The sequence below is a fragment of the Burkholderia sp. 22PA0106 genome (assembly GCF_047497155.1).
Lineage (GTDB): Bacteria > Pseudomonadota > Gammaproteobacteria > Burkholderiales > Burkholderiaceae > Burkholderia.
On record NZ_CP163163.1, the window covers coordinates 3,938,203 to 3,964,334 of the forward strand.

Consider the following 26,132-nt stretch of genomic DNA (forward strand, 5'->3'; position numbering starts at 1 on the left):
CGCCGTCATGCGTTTTGCGGGCCGATTTTCAGCGTTCAGCCGTGTTGCGCTGGCGAATCGGTGGCCTTGGCCGTCGCCTCCGGCTTGCTCGCCAGCGGAATCCGCACGATGAAGCGCGAGCCGCCTTCCGGCGCATCGGCATACAGCACATCGCCGTCATGCATCGCGATGATGTCGTAGACGATCGCGAGGCCGAGGCCCGCGCCCGTCTCCACGCCGTTGCCGCTCTGCGCATCGCCACGGAAGAAGCGCTTGAACAGGTCTGCCTGCTGGCCTTGCGGCACGCCCGAGCCGTTGTCCTCCACCACGATCTCGCCCGCGATGCGCCCGTTCGGCAGCGTGACCTGCGCGGCGTTCACGGTGATCCGCGCGCCGTCGGGGCGTGTCAGCGGCACGTACTTCAGGGCGTTGTCGAGCAGGTTCGCAATCACCTCGCGCAGCAGCACCGGGTTGCCGCGCACCATCAGCGGCTCCACGTTGGCCAGATCGAATTCGTCGGGCGGCAGGTCGTCGGCGTCCGCGTCGTCGCCGTGAATCGATTGGCAGTCCGGAGAAGATGCGGAGGCGGTGTCGTCGCAGGTCTGGAAGCCGAGGTCGACGTGCGCGGCGAGCGCGCGGGGCACCCATTCGGCGCCCGTCTCGAACGCCAGCGCGGCCAGATCCACCTCGACGAAACGGGCCGCCTGTTCGCCAGGCTCGGCGCGCGCCAGCGACAGCAACTGATTCGACAGCCGCACCGCGCGATCGGCTGCCGCGCGCAGTTCGTGCACGGCGGCCAGCGTCTGCTGCGGATCGCGCGCAATGGCGGCCTGCTCGGCATGCAGCTTCACGGCCGTCAGCGGCGTTCGCAACTGGTGCGCGGCGTCGGCGATGAACTTGCGCTGCGCATCGAGCGCCGTCTTCAGGCGGCCCAGCAGCGCGTTCATGGCGCTCGTCAGCGGGCGGATTTCGAGCGGTACGTCGGTTTCGTCGACCGGTTCGAGCGAGGTGTGAGTCTGCCGGTTCAGCGAATCGGCCAGATGCGTGAGCGGCCCCAACTGCTGATTCACGACGCGCCAGACGATCCCCCAGCCGGCCAGCAGCAGCAACAGCAACGGCATCATGATCGCCACGAGGAATTCGGCGGCAATCTGGTAGCGGTGCCGCACCGGCTGCGCGACCTCGACGATCATCGGATTGCCGTTGTCGGTCTGCTCGACACGCACCTGGGCGACGCGCACGGCCTGGCCTTCGTAATCGGCCTCGAACACGTAGGCGTAATGCATGCGGCGCACGCTGGTGCCTTGCAGCGGCAGGCGCGGATCGCCGGCCAGTTCGTGCTCGCCGTCGCTGATGCGGTAGATCAGTTGCTCGGCCGGATCGGAGAACATCGCCTGCGCGAGCGGCGGCACGGTAAACGGCGCGTCCGGCCCGGCGATCTGGATCTGTTTGGAGATGGCGGTGGCCAGATCGGCCAGCGAGCGGTCGATCACATGCTGCGTGTATTGCCAGGCGAGCCAATAGGCGATCAGGCCGCTCATCAGCGCCAGCATCGACAGCGGGGCGGCGAGGCGGCGCAGCAGCGAGCGGCGCAGGCTGGAAGCGGCCGGGTCAGTGGACATCGCGTCGGTCAACCATCAAAAAGAAGCGCCCGGCGACAGGGCCGGGCGTGGTGTTCGCAAGCGTGCCGGCAGGAACGCGGCGGGCATGCCGCCTGCGCTCCCGGGGCGGGCGTCAGACGCTCGCCGGCTGGCGGATTTCCTGCAGCAGGTAGCCGAAGCCGCGCACCGTGACGATTTCCACACGGCACTGTTCGAGCTTCTTGCGCACGCGGTGCACATAGACTTCGATCGCGGTGTCGCCGAGATCGCCGCCGAAGTGCGTCAGGTGATCCTGCAACTGGGCCTTGCTGACCACGCGGCCGTGGCGCAGCAGCAGCATTTCGAGCACGGCGAATTCGCGCGGCGACAGTTCGAGCGGCTTGTCGTCGTTGAAGATGCGGCGATCGACGCCCGACAGGCGCACGCCGCCGAGCGAGACTTCCGGACGCGGCATGTCGCTGTGCGGGCCGCTGCGGCGCATCACGGCGCGGATGCGCGCCTCGAGTTCGGCCGGCTCGAACGGCTTGAGCATGTAGTCGTCGGCGCCCGAATTCAGGCCCTGCACGCGATCGTTCAGCTCGTCGCGGGCGGTGAGGATGATCACCGGCGTGTGGCGATTGGTCTGACGGAAGCGCGACAGCAGCGTCATGCCGTCGATACCGGGCAAGCCCAGATCGAGGATCACCAGCTCATGGCGATTCTGGGCGAGTGCCTGCTCGGCGAAAATGCCGTCGTGAACCATGTCGACCGTGAAGCCGGATTGTTCGAGACTGCTCTGGATGCCGCGTGCGATGGGGCGGTCGTCTTCGATGAGGAGGAGTCGCATGAGATTCGCTCAAGTACAATGGGTTGGCTGGGACAGCACGACGCCGTTTCCAACAGCATGTCGCGTGGCCGACGACAGCAAGGCGGCTAGCGAACGAAATTCCAACTATGTCCGACATCTCGATCTACGAACTCGAAGCCGCGATCAATTTCTGGCGCGCCCGTTCGCCGTCCAGCGGCGACGAACTCAGATTGTGCGAAGAAGCGAGCGCGCTTTCCAGGCCGTATGCGTTGCTGATTGTACAGCGGCAAGGCGCACTGAAACTGGAAGGTTTGGACCCCATCGCACGTCGTGCCTGGGAGTCTTACACGCGCCTCACGAACGGCCTGGAAAACTGACAGCCGGCACCGCTTCGCGCAATCTTTCTGAATCAAGAAACGCGCGTCCACGCTTCGGCGTTGACGCGCGTTCTGTTTTTGCACCTTGCCACGCGCCGGTTCGTATGAAGGATGCGGAACGTCGGGACCGTATCAGTATGACGCTCGCGTGGCGGCTCGTGCAGTTTGTCTTGGGGATGTCAGGTGCCTGTCGGCAAGGTGTCGGGTTGGGTGCGAAGGTTCGGTCCCCTGATCAACCGAGCTGAGCCTCGCTGCCGGCCTGATCGATGAAGTGCGCGAGCGCGATGTCGCGTTCGGTCAGGCCGTCGGCATCGTGGGTGGAGAGCGTGATGTCGACGCGGTTGTACACATTGAACCACTCGGGATGGTGATCCATTTCCTGCGCCTTGATCGCGACGCGCGTCATGAAGCCGAACGCCGCGTTGAAATCGGCGAAACGCAGGCTGCGCTGGATCGCGTCGCGCCCGGGGATGGACGACCAATGGGGCAGCGTGGCGAGTTGCGTCTTGCGTTCTTCCGATGTGAGCTTGTGAATCATGGGATGGCCTCGTTTGCGGATGGGGCGCGCCTGCCAGGGGCGGCGCGCCGATCCGGTCATTCTTCCATATTTGCGCGATGCCCGATTTGATCGGGCTTCAGGCCGCGACGCGATCGCTCGTATCGGCATGCTCGGCCCAGCCTTCGCCGGTGCCGCGATGGAACACGTGGTCGCCATCGAGCACCGCGCCGGCCGGGTGTTCGCTCAACTCGGCCAGGCGGCGGGCCAGCGCGCGCGCATCGACCTTGGCCAGCGCGAACAGTTGCTCGAAATCGTCGATCACGAAGTAGGTCTTCTGGAACGTGTCGATGCGATAGGCGGTGCGCATCACGCGATCGAGGTCGAAGCCGATCCGGTTCGGCGTATCGCTTTCGAGGCTGTAGACCGATTCGCCGCGGCTCGACACGATGCCCGCTCCGTAGATCTGCAAGGTGTCCGGGTCCTGCCGGCTGCGGATCAGGCCGAATTCCACGGTGTACCAGTAGAGCCGGCCGAGCAGCGCCAGCGCGGCCGGATCGTCGGCCACGGCCAGCGCGGCCTGGCCATAGGCGTGCATGTAGTCGGCGAACACCGGATCGATCAGCAGCGGCACGTGGCCGAACAGATCGTGGAAGCAATCCGGTTCTTCAAGGTAGTCGAGCTGGTCGGGGCGGCGCATCCACCAGGTCACGGGAAAGCGGCGATTCGCAAGGTGTGCGAAGAATACGTCGCTGGGCACCAGGCCCGGCACCGCGACGATTTCCCAGCCGGTGGCCGGTTTCAATTGGCGGTTCACGTCCTCGAACGACGGCACGCGATCGGCCGGCAGCGTCAGGCGCTTCATGCCGGCCACGAACGCGTCGGCCGCGCGGCCTTCGAGCAGGGCGGTCTGACGTGCGTAAAGCGTTGCCCACACCGCGTGATCCACCCGGCTGTAGCGCTCGAATGGCTGATCGATCGTGAAATCGGCGCGGGTTTCGAGACCCGCGTCGAACTGCTCCTGCAGCTTCGCGGTGACGACGGTGGACATGGCTGGCTCTCTGTTCAAGCGGTGACGATGAATGCCAGTGTAGAGCGGACAACGCGCGGGATGGGCGCAATCTCGACGTGAAATCGCGAGTTAATGCGATAATCGTGCATCTAAATCGGAATTCGTGCGGAGAATTTTCATGTTGGAACTCGATCACTTCGATCTGGCGCTGCTCGACGTGTTGCAGCGCTTTGGCCGTGCCACCCACCAGCAGCTCGGCGAGCAGGTGCCGCTGTCGCCATCGCAGATCGGCCGCCGCCTGCAGCGGCTCGAATCGGCCGGCGTGATCGACGGCTATCGCGTGGTGCTGCGCCCCGAGCGGCTCGGGCTGGGCGTGACCGCGTTCACGAGCCTGAAGCTCAAGCATCACGGCGATTCGATCATCGAGCAGTTCCAGCAGGAGATCGACCTGCTGGCCGAGGTGCTCGAATGCCACGCGGTGGTGGGCGATGCGGATTATCTGCTGCGGATCGTGGCGCCGGACCTGAACGCGCTGTCGTCGTTCGTCATGAAGAAGCTGATGCGCGTGCCGGGCGTGGACAGCGTGCGCTCGAACATCGTGCTGACCACCTTCAAGCGCAACGGGCCGCTGCCGCTGTCGCACCTGGAGCCGGGCGCGGCGCCCGCCTGAGCGGGGCGCGCCGGATCGTGACACCGGGCGGGGGCGGCCCCACCCGGTCATTGCCTTGCTGCGTTATTGCCTTGTTGCCGGGTTCAGGCGGCCGCCGCCTCCGGCGCGTTCAGCAGGTCCACATAGGCCACCGCCACCAACGCCTCGGCCGGCACGCCGAGCTTGGCGAACATCTCGTGCGCCTCGGCCTCGCCGCCGGCTTCCTCGTCATCCTCGGCCAGCAGCACTTCCAGTTCGATGAAATCGCCCAGCCCGTCGACGCGATCCAGATGGATGCGCGTGCGGCCGACCAGATAGACGTGACGTTCCTTGCTGACGATGCCGCGCGTGGTCAGTGCGGTGGCCAGCAGCGCGTGCATCGCTTCGGGGTTGGTGACCGGGCTGCGCGTGTAGTACGACACCTTCGGGCCGTCGCGGTCGTCGCGTTGGTAGAAGATCAGTTCGGGCGGGGTGTTGTCGTCGAAGCGGCGCAGCTTGAGCCGGCCGCGCGGCACGTCGTAGAAGAAATCCTGTTGACGGTAGAACAGCGGGGCGTCGGTGGCGAGCGATGCCGCCTTGTCGCGCAGGGCGTCAAAGTCGCTGACGCGGGCCTTGATCTCGATGTTGCGTGCCATGCAGTTCTCCTCGGTCTTGGCGATCGAATCGCCTGGGTGGGTGATGAATCTAACAAAAACTCCGGGTCCGTGGCGTGACGCCTGACGAACGGCAGGGCAAACGCGCGCCGCGAAAGGTGAGGAAAAATCCGGAGTGGTGAGGAATTTTTGTTTTTTATCCTCACCGTTTAAAGGTGAGGAAATTGTTGATAACGCGCAGGCGGAACCCCGCCCGGCGGGGCTTCGACGCTATCCGGCCCATTGTTGCTCGACCAGCCGCAGCGCCGCGGCGATCACCGGTTCCTCGCGCCGATCGGCCAAAGTCATGAAGGTCAGCTCGGTCGGCACGCTGACCGGCTCGACGATCACCAGCGCATGGGCATGCGCCTCGCGCAGCGCGATCGAATCGCGCACCAGCGACAGCCCCACGCCCGATTTCACGAGATCGAGCATCGACGGTTCCTGATCCACTTCCGCCACCTTCACCGGTTGCACGCCGGCCTCGGCGAAGCGGCGCGACAGCAGCCGGTGATGGGCCGAGGAGGGCGGCGTCCAGATCCACGGCAGCGCGGCCAGCGCGCGCCAGTCGCGGGCGCGCTGCACGCGCTCCTTCCAGCCGGCCGGCGCCATCACGCGGTACTGGTAGCGGGTCAGCGTCAGCGTGTGGAACAGCACGCCGTCGAGCGGATCGTCGTCGTCGGGGCGGCCGATCGAATAGCCGACATCGAGCTCGCGCGCCCGCACGGCCTCGCGCACCCAGCCCGACATGCCGTGGCGCAGCTCGGTTTCGATCTGCGGATAGGTTTCGACGAGTTGTCGCAGAAAACCGCCCAAACGCAGGAATTCGGGATCGAGCACGGTGCCGATCCGCAGCCGGCCGCGCACTTCCTGGCGCAGCGCGCTGGCCGCGCGTTGCACGTCGTGGGCGGCCGACAGCGCGCGCTCCGCGTGCGGCAGCAGCGCCTGGCCATCGCGTGTCAGCACCAGGCCGCGCGAGGTGCGCGTGAACAGCACCACGCCAAGCGTTAGCTGCAGATGCTTGATCTGCAGGCTGACGGCGGGCTGCGTCAGGCACAGGCGGGCGGCGGCGCGCGTCAGGTTGCCTTCGCGGGCCACCGTGGCGAACGCACGGAGCAGGATCAGATCCATCGAGCGATATTAGCGCGGCTTATAAAGCTGTTCAGCATAACTCATTGGATTCGGATCGCGGCGCGCGGGTACGCTTCGATGCATTCGCTGCCGGCAAGCCGCACGTGCAGCGCCAAAAACGAAAGGAGACAGATCGTGACATCCCCCCGCACGCTCGAAGGTGAATTCGATTACGTGATCGTCGGCGCGGGCACGGCAGGCTGCGTGCTGGCGAACCGCCTCAGTGAGGATTCCGACGTGTCGGTGCTGCTGCTCGAAGCCGGCGGCAAGGACGACTATCACTGGATCCATATCCCCGTCGGCTATCTCTACTGCATCGGCAACCCGCGCACCGATTGGCTCTACAAGACACAACCGGAAGCCGGCCTCAACGGCCGCGCGCTGTCGTATCCGCGCGGGCGCGTGCTGGGCGGGTCGTCGTCGATCAACGGCATGATCTACATGCGCGGCCAGCGCGAGGATTACGACGATTGGGCACGCCTGACGGGCGACGCGGGCTGGGCCTGGGATGCGGTGCTGCCGGTGTTCCGGCGCAGCGAGGATCACCACGGCGGCGCGAGCGACGCGCACGGCGCGGGCGGCTTGTGGCGCGTCGAGAAGCAGCGGCTGCGCTGGGAGATCCTCGAAGCGTTCTCGCAGGCCGCGCAGCAAACCGGCGTGCCGGCCACTGAGGATTTCAACCGAGGCGACAACACCGGCGTCGGCTACTTCGAGGTGAACCAGAAACGCGGCGTGCGCTGGAACGCGTCGAAGGCGTTCCTGCGGCCCGCGCTGTCGCGCCCGAACCTCACCATCATCACCGGCGCGCAGGCCGAGCGGCTGGTGTTCGAGGGCGCGCGATGCCGTGGCGTGGCGTATCGCGGCGGCGGCCAGGCGTTCGTGGCGCACGCGCGCGCCGAGGTGATCGTGGCCTCGGGCGCGGTCAATTCGCCGGCGCTGCTGGAGTTGTCCGGCATCGGCGACGCGCAGCGCCTGCGCACGCTCGGCATCGAGGTGCAATGCGATCTGCCCGGCGTCGGCGAAAATCTGCAGGACCACTTACAGTTGCGCAGCGCGTTTCGCGTGTCGGGCGTGCGCACGCTCAATACCTTGTCGGCGCATTGGTGGGGCAAGCTCGCGATCGGTGCCGAATACCTGTTGCGGCAAAGCGGGCCGATGGCGATGGCACCGTCGCAGCTCGGCGTGTTCACGCGTTCCGATCCGTCGATGGCGCGCGCCGATCTCGAATATCACGTGCAGCCGCTGTCGCTCGACCGTTTCGGCGAGCCGCTGCACCGCTACGACGCGTTCACCGCATCGGTCTGCAACCTGCGGCCGAGCTCGCGCGGCAGCATCCATATCGCGTCGTCCGACCCGTTCGCGGCGCCTAACATCGCACCGAACTACCTGTCGACCGAGGAAGACCGGCGCGTGGCCGCCAACGCGCTGCGCCTGACGCGCCGCATCGCGGCCGCGCCGGCGCTGTCGCGCTACCGGCCCGAGGAAATCCTGCCGGGCACGCGCTATCAAACCGAGGCCGAACTTGCCGAGGCGGCCGGCGCGGTGGGCACCACGATCTTTCATCCGGTGGGCACCTGCCGGATGGGCCGCGCCGACGATCCGCAGGCCGTGGTCGACAGCCGCCTGCGCGTGCGTGGCGTGGCGGGGTTGCGCGTCGTCGATGCGTCGGTCATGCCGTTGATCACGTCGGGCAACACCAATTCGCCGACGCTGATGATTGCCGAACGCGCGAGCGAGATGATTCGCGCGGACCGGCGTGGCGGGGCCGCTGTCGAGAACGTGATCGCGCCGACGGGGGCTATCGCGTCGTCGGTCGCTGCCGTCTGATTGACGCGAACGCCGAACGCGCCCGCGATAGCCCACCACAATCCGTCCCGCAATCGAGGTTTCCGGCAATGCCGCGGCGCGCCATCGCAACCGGCGCGCCCGCGCATAACGCGATCTCTCAGTGCAAATCCCGATGAATGCACTGCACCAACGGCGCGACAATGCTGCGCAGCAGGCATGCGTGCCGACGCACGCGCGTCGATGCCGGATGCCGGCGCCTGGCTCGGGGGCAGGCCGCATCGACGTGCGGCGGCGCAGTGGCTCGTGCGAGATTTTTGCGGTGTTTCGCGTCATATCGGACGGAAGCGGACATGATTCTCGGCGACACGATTCTCGAGACGCGCGGGCTGACCAAGGAATTCCGCGGCTTCACCGCGGTCGGCGGCGTCAACCTGCGGGTGCGGCGCGGCTCGATCCACGCGTTGATCGGCCCGAACGGCGCGGGCAAGACCACCTGCTTCAATCTCCTCACCAAATTCCTGAAGCCCACCGCCGGGCAGATCGTCTATAACGGCCTCGACATCACGCGCGAGCGGCCGTCGCAAATCGCGCGGCGCGGCATCATCCGCTCGTTCCAGATCTCGGCGGTATTCCCGCATCTGACTGCCTTGCAGAACGTGCGCGTCGGCCTGCAGCGCACGCTTGGCAGCGAGTTCCATTTCTGGCGCAGCGCGCGGTCGCTGCGCCGGCTCGACGATCGAGCGATGGATCTGCTGACCCAGGTCGGCCTGACCGATTTCGCGCATGTGCGCACCGTCGAGCTGGCCTACGGCCGCAAGCGCGCGCTGGAGATCGCCACCACGCTTGCCATGGAGCCCGAACTGATGCTGCTCGACGAGCCGACCCAGGGCATGGGCCACGAGGACGTCGATCGCGTCACCGCACTGATCAAGAAAGTATCGGCCGGGCGCACGATCCTGATGGTCGAGCACAACATGAACGTGATCGCCGGCATCTCCGACACCATCACCGTCCTGCAACGCGGCGAGGTGCTGGCCGAAGGTGCGTACGCCGAAGTATCGAAGAATCCGCTGGTGATCGAGGCCTACATGGGCAGCGCCGACGCGGCGCTGACGGGGGCGCACGGATGAGCGCGGGCGAACGGCGGGAACCGGCGCTGGCCGGCTCGATGCACGGCGCGGCCGCGGCCTTCGATGCGTCGATGAAGGTGGTCGACGCGCAGGCGGTGCCGGCGCTGGCGATCCACGATCTCGAAGCGTGGTACGGCGAATCGCACATCCTGCACGGCGTGGAGATGACGGTCGGGCGCGGCGAGGTGGTCACGCTGCTGGGCCGCAACGGCGCGGGCCGCTCCACCACGCTGCGCGCCATCATGGGCCTGACGGGCCGGCGGCGCGGTTCGATCCGGATCGCGGGCCGCGAAACCATCGCGCTGCCCACGCACCGCATTGCGCACGGCGGGGTGGGCTATTGCCCGGAGGAGCGCGGCATCTTTTCCAGCCTGTCGTGCGAGGAGAACCTGCTGCTGCCGCCGGCGGTCGGGCCGCGCGAGAACGCGATGTCGCTCGACGAGATCTACGCGCTGTTTCCGAACCTGGCGACGCGCCGGCACAGCCAGGGCACGCGCCTGTCGGGCGGCGAGCAGCAGATGCTGGCGGTGGCGCGCATCCTGCGCACCGGTGCGAACCTGCTGCTGCTCGACGAGATTGCCGAGGGCCTCGCGCCCGTGATCGTGCAGACGCTCGCGCGCATGATCGTCGCGCTGAAGGCGCGCGGCTACACGATCGTGATGGTCGAACAGAACTTCCGCTTTGCCGCGCCGCTCGCCGACCGCTTCTACGTGATGGAGCATGGCCGCATCGTCGAGCATTTCGAGGCGGCGCAACTCGAAGGCAAGATGCCCGTGCTGCACGCGCTGCTCGGCGTCTGACGTGCCGGGCGCACCGTTGCCGCCACGCGCGGCGGCGGTCGCGCTCTACAACCACAACCACAAATGCATCACACCAGGAGACGTCAATGAAACTGAGGACCCTCGCGCGCGCGTGTCTCGTCACCGCGTTCGCCGCCGCGGCCGCTTCCGGCCCGGCGCACGCGGCCGATGCGGTGAAGATCGGCTTCATCACCGATTTGTCCGGGCTGTATGCCGATATCGACGGGCAGGGCGGCCTCGAAGCGATCCGCATGGCGATCGCGGATTTCGGCGGCAAGGTGAACGGCAAGCCGATCGAGCTGGTGTATGCGGATCACCAGAACAAGGCCGACATCGCCGCCTCGAAGGCGCGCGAGTGGATGGACCGCGACGGCCTCGACCTGCTGGTGGGCGGCACGAATTCGGCCACGGCGCTGTCGATGAACCAGGTCGCGGCCGAGAAGAAGCGCGTGTACATCAACATCGGCGCCGGCGCCGACACGCTGACCAACGAGCAGTGCACGCCGTACACGGTGCATTACGCCTACGACACGATGGCGCTCGCCAAGGGCACCGGCTCGGCCGTCACGAAGCAGGGCGGCAAGACCTGGTTCTTCCTGACCGCCGATTACGCGTTCGGCAAGGCGCTGGAAAAGAACACCTCGGACGTGGTCAAGGCCAACGGCGGGCAGGTACTCGGCGCGGTGCGCCATCCGTTGTCGGCGTCGGATTTCTCGTCATTCCTGTTGCAGGCGCAGGCCTCGAAGGCGCAGATCCTCGGCCTGGCCAACGCGGGCGGCGACACCGTCAACGCGATCAAGGCCGCCAAGGAGTTCGGCATCACCAAGAGCATGAAGATCGCCGCGCTGCTGGTGTTCATCGACGACATCCACAGCCTGGGCCTCGACACCACGCAGGGCCTGGTGTTGACCGACAGCTGGTACTGGAACCGCGACGACGCCTCGCGCAAGTGGGCGCAGCGCTATTTCGCGAAGACCAAGAAGATGCCGTCGAGCCTGCAGGCCGCCGATTATTCCTCGGTGACGAACTACCTGAAGGCCGTGCAGGCGGTGGGTTCGACCGACGCCGACAAGATCATGGCGCAACTGAAGAAGACCAAGATCGACGACTTCTACGCGAAGGGCTACGTGCGCCAGGACGGCAGCATGATCCACGACATGTACCTGATGGAAGTGAAGAAGCCGTCGGAATCGAAGGAACCTTGGGACTACTACAAGATCCTCGCGACGATCCCGGGCGATCAGGCCTACGGCACCAAGCAGGAATCGCGCTGCGCGTTGTGGAAGTAAGCCGGCTCGTTCGCAGCGTCCGGTGATGCGCGTGCGCCGCCGGCCACCACGGTGAGCCGGCGGCGCATGTGTTGCGCACCCCTAACAGACGGCAGATTCGATGAACATCTTTGGCATTCCGTTGTCGGCGATGCTGAGCCAGTTGCTGCTCGGCCTCGTCAACGGCTCGTTCTACGCGATCCTGAGCCTGGGGCTCGCGGTGATCTTCGGGCTGCTCAACGTGATCAATTTCGCGCACGGCGCGCTGTTCATGCTGGGCGCGATGCTCGCGTGGATGGGGCTCAACTATTTCGGGCTGCCGTACTGGGCGATGCTGGCGATCGCGCCGCTGGTGGTCGGCTTGTTCGGCATCCTGATCGAAAAGACCATGCTGCGCTGGCTCTACCGGCTCGATCATCTGTACGGCCTGCTGCTGACGTTCGGCCTGACGCTGGTGATCGAGGGCGTGTTCCGTTCGATCTACGGCGCGTCGGGCCAGCCGTACGACGTGCCGGCGCTGCTGAGCGGCGCGACCGATCTCGGCTTCATGTACCTGCCGAACTACCGCGCCTGGGTGGTGGTGGCCTCGCTGACGGTGTGCCTCGTCACCTGGTTCGTGATCGAGAAGACGCGCCTGGGCGCGTACCTGCGCGCCGGCACCGAGAACCCGAAGCTGGTCGAGGCGTTCGGGGTGAACGTGCCGCGCATGATCACGCTCACCTACGGCTTCGGCGTGGCGCTGGCCGCGTTTGCCGGCGTGCTGGCCGCGCCGGTGATCCAGGTCTCGCCGCTGATGGGGCAATCGATGATCATCACCGTGTTCGCGGTGGTGGTGATCGGCGGGATGGGCTCGATCCTCGGCTCGATCGTCACCGGCCTGCTGCTCGGCGTGATCGAGGGTTTCACGCGCGTGTTCTATCCCGAGGCATCGGCCACCGTGGTGTTCGTGATCATGGCGCTGGTGCTGCTGGTTCGCCCGGCGGGCCTGTTCGGCAAGGAAAGATGATGCAGAGAAAAGTGCTCTACGGCCTGCTGCTGATCGGCCTCGCGTGCGCGCCGTTCATCGGCGCCTATCCGCTGTTCGTCATGAAGGTGATGTGCTTCGCGCTGTTCGCGGCCGCCTTCAACCTGCTGATCGGCTATACCGGCCTGCTGTCGTTCGGCCATGCGATGTTCCTCGCCACGGCCGGTTACCTGACCGGCTACACGATCCAGACGCTCGGCTTCACGCCCGAGTTGGGCGTGGCGGCCGGCACCGCGGCGGCCACGCTGGTGGGGCTGGTGGTGGGCCTGTTCGCGATTCGCCGGCAGGGCATCTATTTCGCGATGATCACGCTGGCGTTCGCGCAGATGATCTACTTCGTCTACCTGCAGGCGCCGTTCACGCACGGCGAGGACGGCCTGCAGGGCGTGGCGCGCGGCCGGCTGTTCGGCCTGCTCGATCTGTCGCAGGACCTGACGCTCTACTACGTGGTGCTGGTGGTGGTGGCGTTCGCGGCGATGGGCATCGTGCGGATCGTCCATTCGCCGTTCGGCCAGGTGCTGGTGGCGATCAAGGAGAACGAGCCGCGCGCGATCTCGCTCGGCTACGACACCGATCGCTTCAAGCTGCTGGCGTTCGTGCTGTCGGCGGCGCTGGCCGGGCTGGCCGGCGCGCTGAAGGTGGTGGTGCTCGGCTTCGAGACGCTCGGCGACGCGTACTGGACCATGTCCGGCCTCGTGATCCTGATGACGCTGGTGGGCGGCATGGGCACGCTGTTCGGCCCGTTGCTCGGCGCGGCGCTGATCGTCGCGCTGGAGGAGCGGCTCGGCGATATCGGCAGTTGGCTCGCCTCGGTTACCGGCGTGGACTGGTTCCGCTCACTTGGCGAATCGACCTCGATCGTCACCGGGTTGATCTTCATCGCCTGCGTGCTGGCGTTTCGGCGCGGCATCGTCGGCGAGATCGTGGCGCGCGTAAAGCCGCTCCGGACGTCGTGATGCGCAGCGTCAAAGCGGCGGCCGGCGCGCGGTGCGTGCTGCGTGAAACGGCCGCGAACGCCCGTCAAATGGACGCCTCGTTGCCGGGAATTGTGCCCAATTTCCGTGCGGCGATGCACCATAGGGGTAAATGCTAGGTTGCTCGTAATTCCACGCTTGTTTAATCTTCGTTCCTGTTCTGCTGCACCGCGAACCCGATTTTGCAGGTGGAGAACGAGGAGACAATCGAGGCACTCAGTGCCCGGCCCCAAAGCGCTGTTGGACGGAATCCAACAGCGCTTTTTCATTTGGCGCGGCGGTTTGCGCATCCGGTTTTCCGGCATTGCTTCCTGTTTCGTTCCCCTTCCGTTTTTTCTTCGTTTCCCTGAATTTCCCCCGTTTTCGCTCGTTCTCCGGTTTCGGCTTCTTGCCGTTTACCCGGTTTGTCGCGCGCGCGTGGCGGCCGCTACACTCGCTTTCGCCAAGCATTCGATTGGATAAAGCGTGGGGTTTCCGGTGTGTCTGCGCATCGCTCCGGATTCGTCGTGGGCGTGATCTGGCGGGGTGCCTCGGCGGATGACGGAGGCGGGTTGGCACGGGCTTGCCGGGCCGCCGATGGGAAGATCTTCGGCGCGTGTCGCGAGGGCCGTGGCGAGGCTCTGGAGCGGTTGCTACGTGATCCATGTGCGATCGCTGGTTGCCGCGTCGAACGTTTTGCAGAGCCGGCCGGCATCGTGACAGCGGCAATCGATCGAACAGGGCGCGTGCTTCGTAACGCGCCTTTTTATTGCCCGCGCGATGGGCCGTCGCACCGAACGATGGCTGTCGATTGCGCCGAGAGCAGGGCGACGGCCGGCACGATGATTTCGACCAGAACGAACAACGCGGGGAGACAAGGCATGACGATCAAGCGATGGACGCTGACGCTGCTGGCGGCGGGCCTGGCATGCGGCGTGACGGCTGCGGTGGCGCAGGTGACGGTGGGCGTATCGGTGTCGGCCACGGGGCCGGGTGCGTCGCTCGGCATCCCCGAGAAGAACACGGTCGCGCTGCTGCCGAAAACAATCGGCGGGCAGGCGATCCGCTACATCGTGCTCGACGACGCATCGGATTCGAGCCGCGCCGTGCAGAACACCCGCAAGCTGATCGACGAGGATCACGTCGATGCGATCGTCGGTTCGACGATCACGCCGAACTCGCTGGCCATGATCGATGTCGCCGCGCAGGGCCGCACCCCGATGATCTCGCTGGCCGCCAGCGCGCAGATCATCGCGCCGATGGATGCGAAGCGCGCGTGGGTGTTCAAGACGCCGCAGAACGACCGGCTGATGGCCGACGCGATCGCGGGCTACATGGCCAAGCACGGCGTGAAGACGGTCGGCTTTATCGGCTTCGCCGATGCCTACGGCGACGGCTGGTCGACCGTGTTCACGGCGGCGGCCGCCGCGAACGGCATCCGCGTTGTCGCCAACGAGCGCTACAACCGTCCGGACACCTCGGTCACCGGGCAGGTGCTGAAGCTGCTCGCCACGCGGCCCGATGCGGTGCTGATCGCCGGGGCCGGCACGCCGGCCGCGCTGCCTGCCAGGACGCTCAAGGAGCGCGGCTACGCGGGCAAGGTCTATCAGACGCACGGCGTGGCCAACAACGATTTCCTGCGCGTCTGCGGCAAGGATTGCGATGGCGAACTGCTGCCGGCCGGCCCGGTGCTGGTTGCCGACCAGTTGCCCGATTCGAACGCCGTGAAGACACCCGCGCTGGCCTACAAGGCGGCCTATGAGGCTGCGTATGGTGCTGGCTCGCTATCGACCTTCGGCGGCCATATGTGGGACGCCGGGCTGATGTTGCAGCGGGCGATTCCCGACGCGTTGAAGGCCGGCAAGCCGGGCACGCCGGCATTCCGTGAAGCGCTGCGCACGGCGCTCGAAAACCTCCGCAACCTGCCTGCGTCGCACGGCGTGTTCAACACCACGCCGGCCGATCACAACGGCTTCGATGCCCGCGCCCGCGTGATGGTGCAGATCGTCGACGGCAAGTGGAAGCTCCAGGCCGATTGATCGCTGCCGCAATGTTTCATGTGAAACATTGCGGTGTGCGCTTTGCCTGGCGGGCGACTCCTGTATTCGCTTCCATGTTTGCTGCCGTTTCTATCGCCGATTTCCGACCCAACCGGATTCGATCGCATGGATCTTTCGATAGCGCTGATTCTCGCGCAGGACGGCATCACGACCGGTGCGATCTACGCGTTGCTCGCGCTGGCGCTGGTTCTGGTGTTTTCCGTGACGCGCGTGATCTTCATCCCGCAGGGCGAGTTCGTGGCCTTTGGCGCGCTGACGCTGGCCGCGTTGCAGACACAGAAGGTGCCGGCGACCTGCTGGCTGCTCGTCGTGCTCGGCGTCGCCTGCTTCGTGCTCGACGTGGCCGCGTTGATCCGGCATCGCGAACGCCGCCATGCGCTCGGCCGCACGTTGACGACGCTGGCCGGGCGTTGCGTACTGATGCCGGTCGCCGTGTTCGCCGTGGCGCATGCAACGGCCGCAGCGGCGTTGCCGATGCTGGCCCAGATCGCGTTGACGCTGGCGATCGTCGTGCCGATGGGGCCGTTCGTCTATCGGCTCGCCTATCAGCCGATCGCGGAGGCGAGCACGCTGGTGCTGCTGATCGTGTCGGTTGCGGTGCATTTCGCGATGGTGGGGCTGGGCCTCGTGATGTTCGGCGCGGAAGGTTCGCGCACGGCGGCGTTCTCCGATGCGCAGCTCGCATTCGGCACGCAGACGATCTCGGTGCAGAGCGTGGTGGTGATCGTCACGGCGCTTGCGATGATCGCCGCGCTGGCCCTGTACTTCGGCCGCACGATTGCGGGCAAGGCGCTGCGCGCGACCTCGGTGAACCGGCTCGGCGCGCAATTGGTCGGGATCGGCACGATCCAGGCGGGGCGGCTCGCGTTCACGTTGTCGTCGGCGCTCGGCGTGCTGTCCGGGATTCTGGTCGGGCCGCTGACGACGGTCTATTACGACTCGGGCTTCCTGATCGGGCTCAAGGGCTTCGTTGGCGCGATCATCGGCGGGCTGGTCAGCTACCCGCTCGCGGCGGCCGGCGCGGTGCTGGTGGGCCTGCTCGAATCGTATTCGTCGTTCTGGGCCAGTGCGTACAAGGAGGTGATCGTGTTCACGTTGATCATTCCGGTGCTGCTCTGGCGCAGCCTGACGTCGCCGCAGGGCGAGGACGAGGAGGGCTGACGCGATGAAGACGCTGCTTCGCCATCGCCTGTTCGTGGCGTTCGTGCTGGTGCTGTTCGCGTTGCCGGTGCTGCCCGGGGCGCTACGGATTCCCGAGTTCTGGATCACGCTGCTGAACACCATCGGCCTCGACGCGATCGTCGCGATCGGCCTCGTGTTGCTGACCGGCATCGGCGGCATGACGAGCTTCGGGCAGGCCGCGTTCGTCGGCATCGGTGCGTATGCCACGGCCTATCTGAGCACCGCCTGTGGCCTCTCGCCGTGGCTCGGTTTGGCAGCCGGCGTGGTGCTGACGGCGCTCGTCGCACTGGTGCTCGGCGCCGTGACGATGCGGCTGTCGGGCCATTTCCTGCCGCTCGGCACGATCGCCTGGGGCCTCGCGCTGTTCTACCTGTTCGGCAATCTGGCGTGGCTCGGCAAGTACGACGGCATCAACGGCATCCCGGCGCTGCACGTGCCGGGCCTCACGTTCGACACGGGCCGCAGCCTCTATTACCTGATCTGGCTCGTGGTGCTGGCGGCCGTCGTGTCGGTGCGCAATCTGCTGGACAGCCGGCCAGGCCGGGCGATCCGTGCGCTGCGCGGCGGTGCCGTGATGGCCGAGGCGATGGGCGTGAATACCGCCTGGATGCGCGTGACGATCTTCGTCTACGCGGCCGTGCTGGCGGCCGTGTCGGGCTTCCTCTACGCGCACTTGCAGCGCTCCGTGAATCCGACCCCGTTCGGGCTGAACCATGGCATCGAGTTCCTGTTCATGGCCGTGGTGGGCGGTGCGGCGCATGTCTGGGGCGCGTTGCTCGGCGCGGCCATCCTCACCGTGCTTCAGGACTGGCTGCAATCGTTGCTGCCCAGGCTGCTCGGCCAGGACGGCAACTTCGAGATCATCGTGTTCGGCGTGCTGATGGTGGTGCTGTTGCAGACGGCGCGCGACGGCGCATGGCCGTTTCTCGTGCGGCGCTTGGGCGGTTGGCTGCCGTCGCGCGGCCGGCAGGCGAGAGCGCTGGAATCGGCCGAACCATTGCCGCGTCGCGCAAGGCCTGCGCTCGGCGAATCGCTGCTCGAAGTGGCGCGGGTACGCAAGACGTTCGGCGGCCTGGTCGCCGTCAATGACATCAGTTTCGAGGTCAAAGCGGGACAGATCGTTGGCCTGATCGGCCCGAACGGCGCGGGAAAATCCACGACGTTCAATCTGGTCACGGGCGTCTCACACGCCACGGGCGGCACGATTCGCTTCCGTGGCGAGCGGATCGATTCGATGGTTTCACGTGAAATCGTGCGGCGCGGGATCGGCCGCACCTTCCAGCATGTGAAGCTGCTGCCCGGCATGACTGTGCTGGAGAACGTCGCGATCGGCGCACACCTGCGTGGCACGGCCGGCGTCTGGCGCAGCATCGCGCGGCTCAACGCGCATGAGGAAGCACGCCTGCTGGCCGAGGCGGCTACGCAATTGCGGCGCGTCGGGCTCGGCGCGCAGATGGACGAGGAGGCGGGCAGCCTGGCGCTGGGGCAGCAGCGGATCGTCGAAATTGCTCGCGCGCTGTGCTGCGATCCAACGCTGCTGTTGCTCGACGAGCCGGCTGCCGGGCTGCGTTATCAGGAGAAACAGCAGTTGGACGAACTGCTGCGCCGGTTGCGCGACGAGGGCATCAGCGTGCTGCTGGTCGAGCACGACATGGATTTCGTGATGAATCTGGCCGATCGGCTCGTCGTCATGGAGTTCGGCACGCGCATCGCGGAAGGGGGGCCCGACGAGGTTCGGCGCGATCCGGTGGTGCTCGAAGCGTATCTCGGCGGGGTGGAGTGATGGCGACGGCGACGAGGGCATCAGCGTGCTGCTGGTGGAGCACGACATGGATTTCGTGATGAATCTGGCCGATCGGCTCGTCGTCATGGAGTTCGGCACGCGCATCGCGGAAGGGGGGCCCGACGAGGTCCGACGTGATCCGGCGGTGCTCGAAGCGTATCTCGGCGGGGTGGAATGATGGCGACGGCGATCCTTGAAGTCGACGGCCTATCGGTGCGGTACGGCAAGGTCGAGGCGCTGCACGGCGCGTCGATTCGCGTCGCGGCGGGGCAAATCGTCAGCGTGATTGGCCCGAACGGGGCAGGGAAGTCGACGCTGCTGAACGCGATCATGGGCGCGTTGCCGGCGACCGGGCGGGCGAGCGGTGCGGTGCGTTATTGCGGCGATGCGGTGGATACATTGCCCGTCGAGCAGCGCGTCGCGCGCGGCATGTGTCTGGTGCCTGAAAAGCGCGAGCTGTTCGGCTCGATGACGGTTGAGGACAACCTCGTACTGGGCGCATATCGCCGCAAGCAGGCGAGCGAGGCGCGTTATCTCGATCAACTTGACTCCGTGTTCGCGCTGTTCCCGCGCCTGAAGGAGCGACGCAGGCAGGCGGCCGGCACGCTATCCGGCGGCGAACGGCAGATGCTTGCGCTGGGCCGCGCGCTGATGGGCAAGCCCGATCTGTTGATGCTCGACGAGCCGAGCCTTGGCTTGGCGCCGTTGATCGTCAAGGAGATCTTCCACATCGTCAGCGCACTGCGCGGCACCGGTGTCGCCATTCTTCTGATCGAGCAAAACGCACGGGCGGCGCTGCAGATTTCCGATCACGGTTATGTGCTCGAAACCGGCGAATTCGTGCTCGACGGGCCGGCTTCCGACCTGGCGCAGAATCCCCGCGTCATCGACAGCTATCTCGGGTTGCCCCGAAAACCTGGTTGATCGGTGGCCGACCTGTTGGAAAAATGCGGCGTGTTTCACGTGAAACACAGCGATTTTTGAGCCTCGTCCGTTCGGACGATATTCGGGCCAAAAGCGAACCCGCTATAATCCGCCCCATACTTCTCTCTAGGTTCGCGATCGTTCTGACGCGAAATCCGCAATGCTTTATCCCACTGAATTTGACGTGATCGTCGTTGGCGGCGGTCATGCTGGTACGGAAGCCGCTTTGGCGTCCGCGCGTATGGGCGTGAAAACGCTGCTGCTGACGCACAACATCGAGACGCTCGGACAGATGAGCTGTAACCCGTCGATTGGCGGGATCGGCAAGGGCCATCTGGTCAAGGAAGTCGATGCGCTCGGCGGCGCCATGGCCATCGCCACGGATGAATCCGGCATCCAGTTCCGAATCCTGAATTCCTCGAAAGGCCCGGCCGTGCGTGCCACGCGTGCACAGGCCGACCGTCTGCTCTACAAGCAGGCGATCCGCAGCCGACTCGAAAACCAGCCGAACCTCTGGCTGTTCCAGCAAGCCGTTGACGATTTGATCGTCGAGGGCGAACGCGTGGTGGGCGCCGTGACGCAGATCGGCATCCGCTTCCGCGCGCGCGCCGTGGTGTTGACGGCGGGCACGTTCCTGGACGGCAAGATCCACGTCGGCCTGAACAACCACACCGGTGGGCGGGCAGGGGACCCGGCGGCGGTCACGCTGTCGTCGCGCCTCAAGGAACTGAAGCTGCCGCAAGGCCGCCTCAAGACCGGAACGCCGCCGCGTATCGACGGCCGCTCGATCGACTTCTCGAAGCTCGAAGAGCAACCCGGCGATCTCGATCCGGTGCCGGTGTTCTCGTTCCTCGGCCGTGCCGAGATGCATCCGCGCCAGATGCCATGCTGGGTCACGCATACCAACGAGCGCACGCACGACATCATCCGCAGTGGCCTCGACCGCTCGCCGATGTACACAGGCGTGATCGCCGGCGTCGGCCCGCGCTATTGCCCGTCGATCGAAGACAAGATCCACCGTTTCGCCTCGAAGGATTCGCACCAGATCTTCCTGGAACCGGAAGGGCTGACCACCAACGAGTTCTACCCGAACGGGATCTCCACCAGCCTGCCGTTCGACGTGCAGCTCGACCTCGTGCACTCGATGCGCGGGTTGGAGCACGCGCATATCCTGCGCCCCGGTTACGCGATCGAGTACGACTACTTCGACCCGCGCGGCCTGAAGGCGTCGCTGGAAACCAAGGTCATTGAAGGGCTGTTCTTTGCGGGCCAGATCAACGGCACGACCGGCTATGAGGAAGCGGCTGCGCAAGGTTTGCTGGCCGGCATCAATGCTGGCCGTTATGCACAGGACAAGGACGCGTGGTGCCCGCGTCGCGATCAGGCTTACCTCGGCGTGCTGGTCGATGATCTGGTCACGCAAGGTGTATCCGAGCCGTACCGGATGTTCACGAGCCGCGCCGAATATCGCCTGAGCCTGCGTGAAGACAACGCCGACATGCGCCTGACCGAAATGGGCCGTGAGCTGGGCGTTATCGACGACGCGCGCTGGGATGCGTTCTGCCGAAAGCGCGATGCTGTTTCACGTGAAACAGAACGCCTGCGCAAGACCTGGGTGACGCCGAAGACGTTGCCGGCCGACGAAGCGGAAGCGCTGCTCGGCAAGGCCATCGATCACGAATACAGTCTGGCCGAATTGCTGCGCCGCCCGGGTATCAGCTATGCCGGTGTGTGCGGGCTGCGCGGTGGTGAATGCGGGCCGACCGAGGCACTGGCCGACGATCCGGTGCTGCTCGCCCAGATCGAGGAGCAGATCGAGATCGGCATCAAGTACCAGGGCTATATCGAGCGTCAGGCCGGCGAGATCGAGCGCAACGGCGCGCACGAGAACACGCGCCTGCCGGAAGGCATCGATTACGCGGAAGTGCGCGGCCTGTCGTTCGAAGCACGCCAGAAGCTGGAGCAGCATCGCCCCGAAACGGTTGGCCAGGCATCGCGGATCTCCGGCATTACGCCGGCTGCGATCTCGCTGTTGATGGTGCATCTGAAGCGCGGCCTCGGCCGTCGCGGTACGGCAGCCGGCTCGACTCCCGGCGAAGCAGGGGGCAACAACGTCCCGACGCAGCAATGACGGGGCGTAACCCGATGGCGGGGGGCTCCCGCGATACGCTTCATGCGCTGCTGACCGAAGGGCTTGCTTCACTCGATGTCGCGCTCGACGAGGCGCAGGTGACGAAGCTGCTCGACTATGTCGCACTGCTCGGCAAGTGGAACGCGGTCTACAACCTGACCGCGATCCGCGACCCGCGGCAGATGATGATTCAACACATCCTCGATTCGCTGTCGATCGTGCCGCATCTGCGCGACCTGAAGGCGACTACGGCGCTCGACGTCGGTTCGGGCGGTGGCCTGCCCGGCATCGTGCTGGCTATCGTGTTCCCGCACTGGCAGGTCACGCTTAACGATATCGTCCACAAGAAGTCCGCATTCCAGACGCAGGCCAAGGCCGAGCTGAAGCTCGCGAACCTTTCGGTGGTCACCGGCCGCGTCGAGACGCTGCGCCCCGGCCATGAAGTGCCGGGTCAATTCGACGTGATCGTGTCCCGCGCGTTTGCCGATCTGTCGGATTTCGTCGTGCTCGCGCGGCACCTGGTGGCGCCGGGCGGGGCGATCTGGGCCATGAAGGGCGTCCAGCCGGACGATGAAATGGCTCGCCTGCCTGAAGGCGCGCAAGTCCGCCAGATTTTCCGGCTCGCGGTGCCGGCGCTCGATGCCGAGCGACATCTGATCGAAGTCGGCGTTGCCGAAGCACATTGAATGATGAAGGGTGCGCTACGCCGCATCCGATGTTTTGATTGAGGGACAAACCAACGATGGCAAAAATCTTCTGTGTGGCCAACCAGAAGGGTGGGGTCGGCAAGACGACCACGACGGTCAATCTCGCCGCGAGCCTCGCAGCCCAGCAACAGCGTGTCCTGCTTATCGACCTGGACCCGCAGGGCAATGCCACCATGGGTAGCGGTATCGACAAGGCGACGTGCGAATCGACCGTCTATGAAGTGCTAGTCGATGGTGTGTCGATCGAGCAGGCGCGCGTGCGCCCCGAGTCGCTCGACTACGACGTGCTGCCGGCCAACCGCGAACTGGCCGGTGCGGAAATCGAGCTGGTCGGCGTCGAGAACCGCGAACGTCAACTGAAGGCCGCGATCGAGAAGATCGAGGATCAATACGATTTCGTGCTGATCGATTGTCCGCCGGCGTTGTCGCTGTTGACGCTGAATGGCCTGTGCGCGGCGCACGGCGTGGTGATCCCGATGCAGTGCGAATACTTCGCGCTCGAAGGCCTGTCCGATCTGGTCAACACCATCAAGCAGATCCACGCGAACCTGAATCGCGAGCTGAAGGTGATCGGCTTGCTGCGCGTGATGTTCGACCCGCGCATCACGTTGCAGCAGCAGGTGTCGGACCAGTTGAAGGCGCACTTCGGCGACAAGGTGTTCGATACGGTGATCCCGCGCAACGTGCGCCTCGCCGAGGCGCCCAGCTACGGGCTGCCGGGCGTGGTGTTCGATCGCGCATCGCGTGGCGCGCAGGCGTATCTGCAATTCGGCGCCGAGATGATCGAACGAGTGCAGGCGCTTTGACGCGTCGTTCCAGCGGACTATCGAACGAGGGAAAGTCGATGAATGCGGTAGCAAAGAAGAAAGGTCTGGGACGCGGGCTCGAAGCCCTGCTCGGCGGCAGCGCCGACATCACCGAAGCCGTGAAGATCGAGGGGGCGCCCAATACGCTTCCGCTCGACAAATTGCAGGCCGGCAAATACCAGCCGCGCACGCGGATGGACGAGGGCGCGCTGCAGGAGCTGGCGTCGAGCATTCGCGCGCAGGGCGTGATGCAGCCGATCCTGGTGCGTCCGGTCGGCGTCGATCGCTTCGAGATCATCGCGGGCGAGCGGCGTTTCCGCGCCTCGCGTCTGGCCGGCCTGAAGGAAGTGCCGGTGCTGATCAAGGATGTGAGCGACCAGGCTGCGGCGGCCATGGCGTTGATCGAGAACATTCAGCGCGAGGATCTGAATCCGCTCGAAGAGGCGCACGGCATCCAGCGCCTGCTCGACGAATTCGACTTCACGCACGAGCAGGCCGCCGAATCGGTGGGCCGCTCGCGCAGCGCCGTGTCGAACCTGCTGCGCCTGCTGAACCTGGCCACGCCGGTGCAGACCATGCTGCTGGCCGGCGATCTCGACATGGGCCATGCGCGCGCGTTGCTGGCCGTCGATGCCGCCACGCAGATCACGCTGGCGCATCAGGTCGTCAACCGCCGCCTGTCGGTGCGCGAAACCGAGAAACTCGTGGCGCACACCACCAAGGAAGCGCCGACGCTGAAGGCCAAGTCGAAGGAAGATGGCGGCCGCGATACGCGCCGGCTCGAGGAGGAGCTGTCCGACATGCTCGCCTCGAACGTCAAGATCAAGCTGGGTCGCCGTGGCCGCGGGCAATTGACGATCGACTTCGGCGATCTCGACGCGCTCGAAGGCATCCTCCTGCGCCTGCGCGGCAATATCGCTGCCTGAGGTGCCGATGAATCAGGTGAGCGGGGCGGCCCCGCGCAAATGGCTCGCGTTCGTCGCGAGCGAGCCGGTGCTGTCCATCCTCGTCGTCGCACTGGTGATCCTGCAGATCGCGCGGCCGCAGCCGCTGGCGGCGCTTGCCGGCCTGGTCGACTGGCAGACGGTCGCGACGCTTGCCGGCCTGTTGATGGTGACCAAGGCGCTCGAACTGTCGGGCTTCCTGATGTGGCTCGCGCATCGGATCGTGCATCGCGTGCGCACCGAGCGTTCGCTCGCGATCCTGCTGATCGTGTTCGCTGCCGTGCTTGCCACCTGGCTGACCAACGACGTGGCGCTATTCGTCGCCGTGCCGCTGGTGGTGTCGCTGCAGCGGCTCACAGCGCTGCCGATCAAGCGTCTCGTGATCTGTCTGGCGATCGCCGTGAACGCCGGCTCGATCGCGACGCCGCTCGGCAACCCGCAGAACCTGTTTCTCTGGCAGCGCAGTGGTGCGTCATTTGGTCGCTTCGTGATCGAGCTGGCACCGCTCGCGTTGATTACGATGGCCATGCTGCTGGTGCTGGCCGCGTGCCTGTTCCGCGCCAAACCGCTCGATTTTTCGGGCGACAGCGAGCCGAATCCGGTGCGCCGGCCGCTCGCGCTGACGGCCGCGGTGCTGTTCGCGGCGTTCGTGGTGGCCGCCGATTTGCACTTCGCGGTGCCCGGCGTGATCGCGGTGGCGCTGGTACTGGCCGCGACTCGGCGCGACGCCGTGCTGCGGATCGACTGGCTGCTGCTGCTGATTTTCGTGCTGATGTTCGTGGTGCTGCGCGGCGCGGCGGCGCTGCCGGCCGTACACGGCGCGGTCGCGCAACTCGGGCTCGATGCCCCGCTGCGCCTTTATACAGCGGGCGCCGTGCTGTCGCAGGGCATCAGCAACGTGCCGGCCGCGATCCTGCTTTCGGAGTTCGGCGGCGACTGGCGCGCGCTCGCGTTCGGCGTCAGCGTGGGGGGGTTTGGCTTCGCGATCGGCTCGCTCGCCAACCTGATCGCGGTGCGGCTCGCGAAAACGCCCGGCATCTGGGGGCCGTTTCATCTGGTCTGCGTGCCGTTCGGTTTGATCGCGTACGCGCTTGGCGCGTTGTGGCTGCATCTCGTCTGAGATAAGCCGCGGCCGATCCGGGCGCCGACATTGCGCTGAAAGCTGGCTACGGGCTTTTTCTTTCAACTGTTGTCAGACGTCAGAAAATGACGCGATTTTCCGTGCGTCGCATGTCGTTTTCATCGTGTTTTTGTCGCGTCCAAAACCTTGAATCGCGTGCGGCTATCGCTTACAATCGCCGGGATTTGTTAGCACGGTAGCCCTGAAAGCTTGTGGAAAGCTGAAGGCTTACAGCGATTTTGCGGAAGATGGCGATGGCGAGTCAGGCGCCGAACAACAGGCACGACGAACATCCCCACGCGCAGCATGTCGCTGCCGGGCAGCAGCACGGCGTCCCACGGGCAGACGAGTGGGATGTCGAGCAGCAAGATAACACTATCGTTCCGCTCACACGGGCCGAGGCGCAAGCGCTGTTCGGTCCGGATGTGAGTCGGCCATCGCGTGTCACCCCGTTTCGGGTGGTGATCGCGCAAATGGTCTTGTCCCTGGTTGCAACGCTGGCGTGGTGGCTGTTTTCAAAGTCGCCGGGTGCTGCTGCGCAATCGGCATTGCTGGGCGGAGCGATTGGCTGGGTACCGAGTGCGGTGTTCGCAGCGAGACTGCGGTTCGGCGGCGCGAACACGGTGATGGGCTGGATGTTCGGCGAGGCGCTGAAGCTGGGGTTGACGATCGCGATGTTCACCGCGGTGGCGGTCCGGTTTCCGGACGTGCACTGGGTGCCGCTTCTCGTCACCTACCTCGTTGCGCTGAAGACATACTGGCTCGCGCTCGCCTGGCGGTAAGGCATTTTGCGGCAAACCGGAACACACGTTGCGATGCAGCATAAGCAAGTATCGCAGGTCTGACCG

24 protein-coding genes and 1 pseudogene are annotated in these 26,132 nt (G+C 65.8%); 19 read left to right on the plus strand and 6 right to left on the minus strand.

Translation table 11 applies throughout. The features are described from left to right. Window positions 1-35: 35 nt before the first annotated feature. Window positions 36-1,601, minus strand: a complete 1,566-nt coding sequence (locus tag AB4850_RS32600) for a sensor histidine kinase (RefSeq protein WP_414443509.1) — start codon at window positions 1,599-1,601, stop codon at window positions 36-38. Window positions 1,602-1,713: 112 nt separating this feature from the next. Next, window positions 1,714-2,406 (minus strand): response regulator, encoded by a 693-nt coding sequence (locus tag AB4850_RS32605; RefSeq protein WP_414443510.1) that lies wholly within the window; start codon window positions 2,404-2,406, stop codon window positions 1,714-1,716. Window positions 2,407-2,513: 107 nt separating this feature from the next. Here AB4850_RS32605 and AB4850_RS32610 point away from each other — a divergent pair, with 107 nt between their 5' ends. Further along, window positions 2,514-2,744, plus strand: a complete 231-nt coding sequence (locus tag AB4850_RS32610; RefSeq protein WP_414443511.1) for a DUF3717 domain-containing protein — start codon at window positions 2,514-2,516, stop codon at window positions 2,742-2,744. A gap of 232 nt (window positions 2,745-2,976) precedes the next feature. Here AB4850_RS32610 and AB4850_RS32615 read toward each other — a convergent pair whose 3' ends face one another. Further along, complete coding sequence (locus tag AB4850_RS32615; RefSeq protein ID WP_414443512.1) at window positions 2,977-3,342, minus strand: 4a-hydroxytetrahydrobiopterin dehydratase; 366 nt, start codon at window positions 3,340-3,342, stop codon at window positions 2,977-2,979. 37 nt (window positions 3,343-3,379) lie between these two features. Continuing rightward, a complete protein-coding gene (gene phhA, locus AB4850_RS32620) occupies window positions 3,380-4,291 on the minus strand; it encodes a phenylalanine 4-monooxygenase (RefSeq protein ID WP_414443513.1) in 912 nt (303 codons plus the stop codon). 139 nt (window positions 4,292-4,430) lie between these two features. Between phhA and AB4850_RS32625 the strand changes: the two genes are divergently transcribed. Next, entirely contained in the window at window positions 4,431-4,922 is a 492-nt protein-coding gene (locus AB4850_RS32625; protein ID WP_414443514.1) for an Lrp/AsnC family transcriptional regulator, read from the plus strand. A gap of 83 nt (window positions 4,923-5,005) precedes the next feature. Here AB4850_RS32625 and AB4850_RS32630 read toward each other — a convergent pair whose 3' ends face one another. Continuing rightward, window positions 5,006-5,536, minus strand: coding sequence for a class IV adenylate cyclase (locus AB4850_RS32630; RefSeq protein WP_414443515.1), 531 nt, complete (start codon window positions 5,534-5,536; stop codon window positions 5,006-5,008). 228 nt (window positions 5,537-5,764) lie between these two features. Then, window positions 5,765-6,664 carry a LysR family transcriptional regulator gene (locus AB4850_RS32635; protein ID WP_414443516.1) on the minus strand — a complete coding sequence of 300 codons (900 nt, stop codon included), beginning with the start codon at window positions 6,662-6,664 and terminating at the stop codon, window positions 5,765-5,767. Window positions 6,665-6,799: 135 nt separating this feature from the next. On the opposite strand from AB4850_RS32635, the gene AB4850_RS32640 reads away from it, so the two are divergent. The 17 genes and pseudogenes from AB4850_RS32640 (at window position 6,800) to AB4850_RS32720 (ending at window position 26,066) form a co-directional block, all read left to right on the plus strand. Further along, the gene (locus AB4850_RS32640) at window positions 6,800-8,491 is read left to right on the plus strand and encodes a GMC family oxidoreductase (protein ID WP_414443517.1); all 1,692 of its coding nucleotides are present in this window, start codon (window positions 6,800-6,802) and stop codon (window positions 8,489-8,491) included. Between the two features lie 311 nt (window positions 8,492-8,802). After that, on the plus strand, window positions 8,803-9,582 hold the full coding sequence (locus AB4850_RS32645; protein ID WP_414443518.1) for an ABC transporter ATP-binding protein: 780 nt from the start codon (window positions 8,803-8,805) through the stop codon (window positions 9,580-9,582). A 38-nt stretch (window positions 9,583-9,620) separates the two neighbouring features. Next, on the plus strand, window positions 9,621-10,382 hold the full coding sequence (locus AB4850_RS32650; RefSeq protein WP_414445682.1) for an ABC transporter ATP-binding protein: 762 nt from the start codon (window positions 9,621-9,623) through the stop codon (window positions 10,380-10,382). A gap of 86 nt (window positions 10,383-10,468) precedes the next feature. Continuing rightward, complete coding sequence (locus AB4850_RS32655) at window positions 10,469-11,671, plus strand: ABC transporter substrate-binding protein (protein ID WP_414443519.1); 1,203 nt, start codon at window positions 10,469-10,471, stop codon at window positions 11,669-11,671. A gap of 100 nt (window positions 11,672-11,771) precedes the next feature. Beyond that, entirely contained in the window at window positions 11,772-12,656 is an 885-nt protein-coding gene (locus AB4850_RS32660; RefSeq protein WP_414443520.1) for a branched-chain amino acid ABC transporter permease, read from the plus strand. Then, window positions 12,656-13,630 (plus strand): branched-chain amino acid ABC transporter permease, encoded by a 975-nt coding sequence (locus tag AB4850_RS32665; RefSeq protein WP_414443521.1) that lies wholly within the window; start codon window positions 12,656-12,658, stop codon window positions 13,628-13,630. Before AB4850_RS32660 ends, AB4850_RS32665 begins: the two co-directional genes overlap by 1 nt. 878 nt (window positions 13,631-14,508) lie before the next feature. Continuing rightward, window positions 14,509-15,666 carry an ABC transporter substrate-binding protein gene (locus tag AB4850_RS32670; protein ID WP_414443522.1) on the plus strand — a complete coding sequence of 386 codons (1,158 nt, stop codon included), beginning with the start codon at window positions 14,509-14,511 and terminating at the stop codon, window positions 15,664-15,666. A gap of 126 nt (window positions 15,667-15,792) precedes the next feature. Beyond that, complete coding sequence (locus AB4850_RS32675; protein ID WP_414443523.1) at window positions 15,793-16,848, plus strand: branched-chain amino acid ABC transporter permease; 1,056 nt, start codon at window positions 15,793-15,795, stop codon at window positions 16,846-16,848. A 4-nt stretch (window positions 16,849-16,852) separates the two neighbouring features. After that, window positions 16,853-18,652: an ABC transporter permease subunit gene (locus AB4850_RS32680; RefSeq protein ID WP_414443524.1), complete on the plus strand. Its 1,800-nt coding sequence runs from the start codon at window positions 16,853-16,855 to the stop codon at window positions 18,650-18,652. 13 nt (window positions 18,653-18,665) lie between these two features. Further along, a pseudogene (locus AB4850_RS32685) lies at window positions 18,666-18,830 on the plus strand (hypothetical protein); the annotation flags it as partial. Next, on the plus strand, window positions 18,827-19,576 hold the full coding sequence (locus AB4850_RS32690) for an ABC transporter ATP-binding protein (protein ID WP_414443525.1): 750 nt from the start codon (window positions 18,827-18,829) through the stop codon (window positions 19,574-19,576). The pseudogene AB4850_RS32685 and the gene AB4850_RS32690, both read left to right, overlap by 4 nt. A 160-nt stretch (window positions 19,577-19,736) precedes the next feature. Further along, a complete protein-coding gene (gene mnmG, locus AB4850_RS32695; protein WP_414443526.1) occupies window positions 19,737-21,707 on the plus strand; it encodes a tRNA uridine-5-carboxymethylaminomethyl(34) synthesis enzyme MnmG in 1,971 nt (656 codons plus the stop codon). Next, window positions 21,704-22,393, plus strand: coding sequence for a 16S rRNA (guanine(527)-N(7))-methyltransferase RsmG (gene rsmG / locus AB4850_RS32700; RefSeq protein ID WP_414443527.1), 690 nt, complete (start codon window positions 21,704-21,706; stop codon window positions 22,391-22,393). Before mnmG ends, rsmG begins: the two co-directional genes overlap by 4 nt. A gap of 56 nt (window positions 22,394-22,449) precedes the next feature. Continuing rightward, complete coding sequence (locus AB4850_RS32705; RefSeq protein WP_414443528.1) at window positions 22,450-23,220, plus strand: ParA family protein; 771 nt, start codon at window positions 22,450-22,452, stop codon at window positions 23,218-23,220. Window positions 23,221-23,258: 38 nt separating this feature from the next. Further along, window positions 23,259-24,146 carry a ParB/RepB/Spo0J family partition protein gene (locus AB4850_RS32710; RefSeq protein WP_414443529.1) on the plus strand — a complete coding sequence of 296 codons (888 nt, stop codon included), beginning with the start codon at window positions 23,259-23,261 and terminating at the stop codon, window positions 24,144-24,146. A gap of 7 nt (window positions 24,147-24,153) precedes the next feature. After that, on the plus strand, window positions 24,154-25,284 hold the full coding sequence (locus AB4850_RS32715) for an SLC13 family permease (protein ID WP_414443530.1): 1,131 nt from the start codon (window positions 24,154-24,156) through the stop codon (window positions 25,282-25,284). 254 nt (window positions 25,285-25,538) lie between these two features. Further along, window positions 25,539-26,066: an ATP synthase subunit I gene (locus AB4850_RS32720; protein ID WP_414443531.1), complete on the plus strand. Its 528-nt coding sequence runs from the start codon at window positions 25,539-25,541 to the stop codon at window positions 26,064-26,066. Window positions 26,067-26,132: the final 66 nt, after the last annotated feature.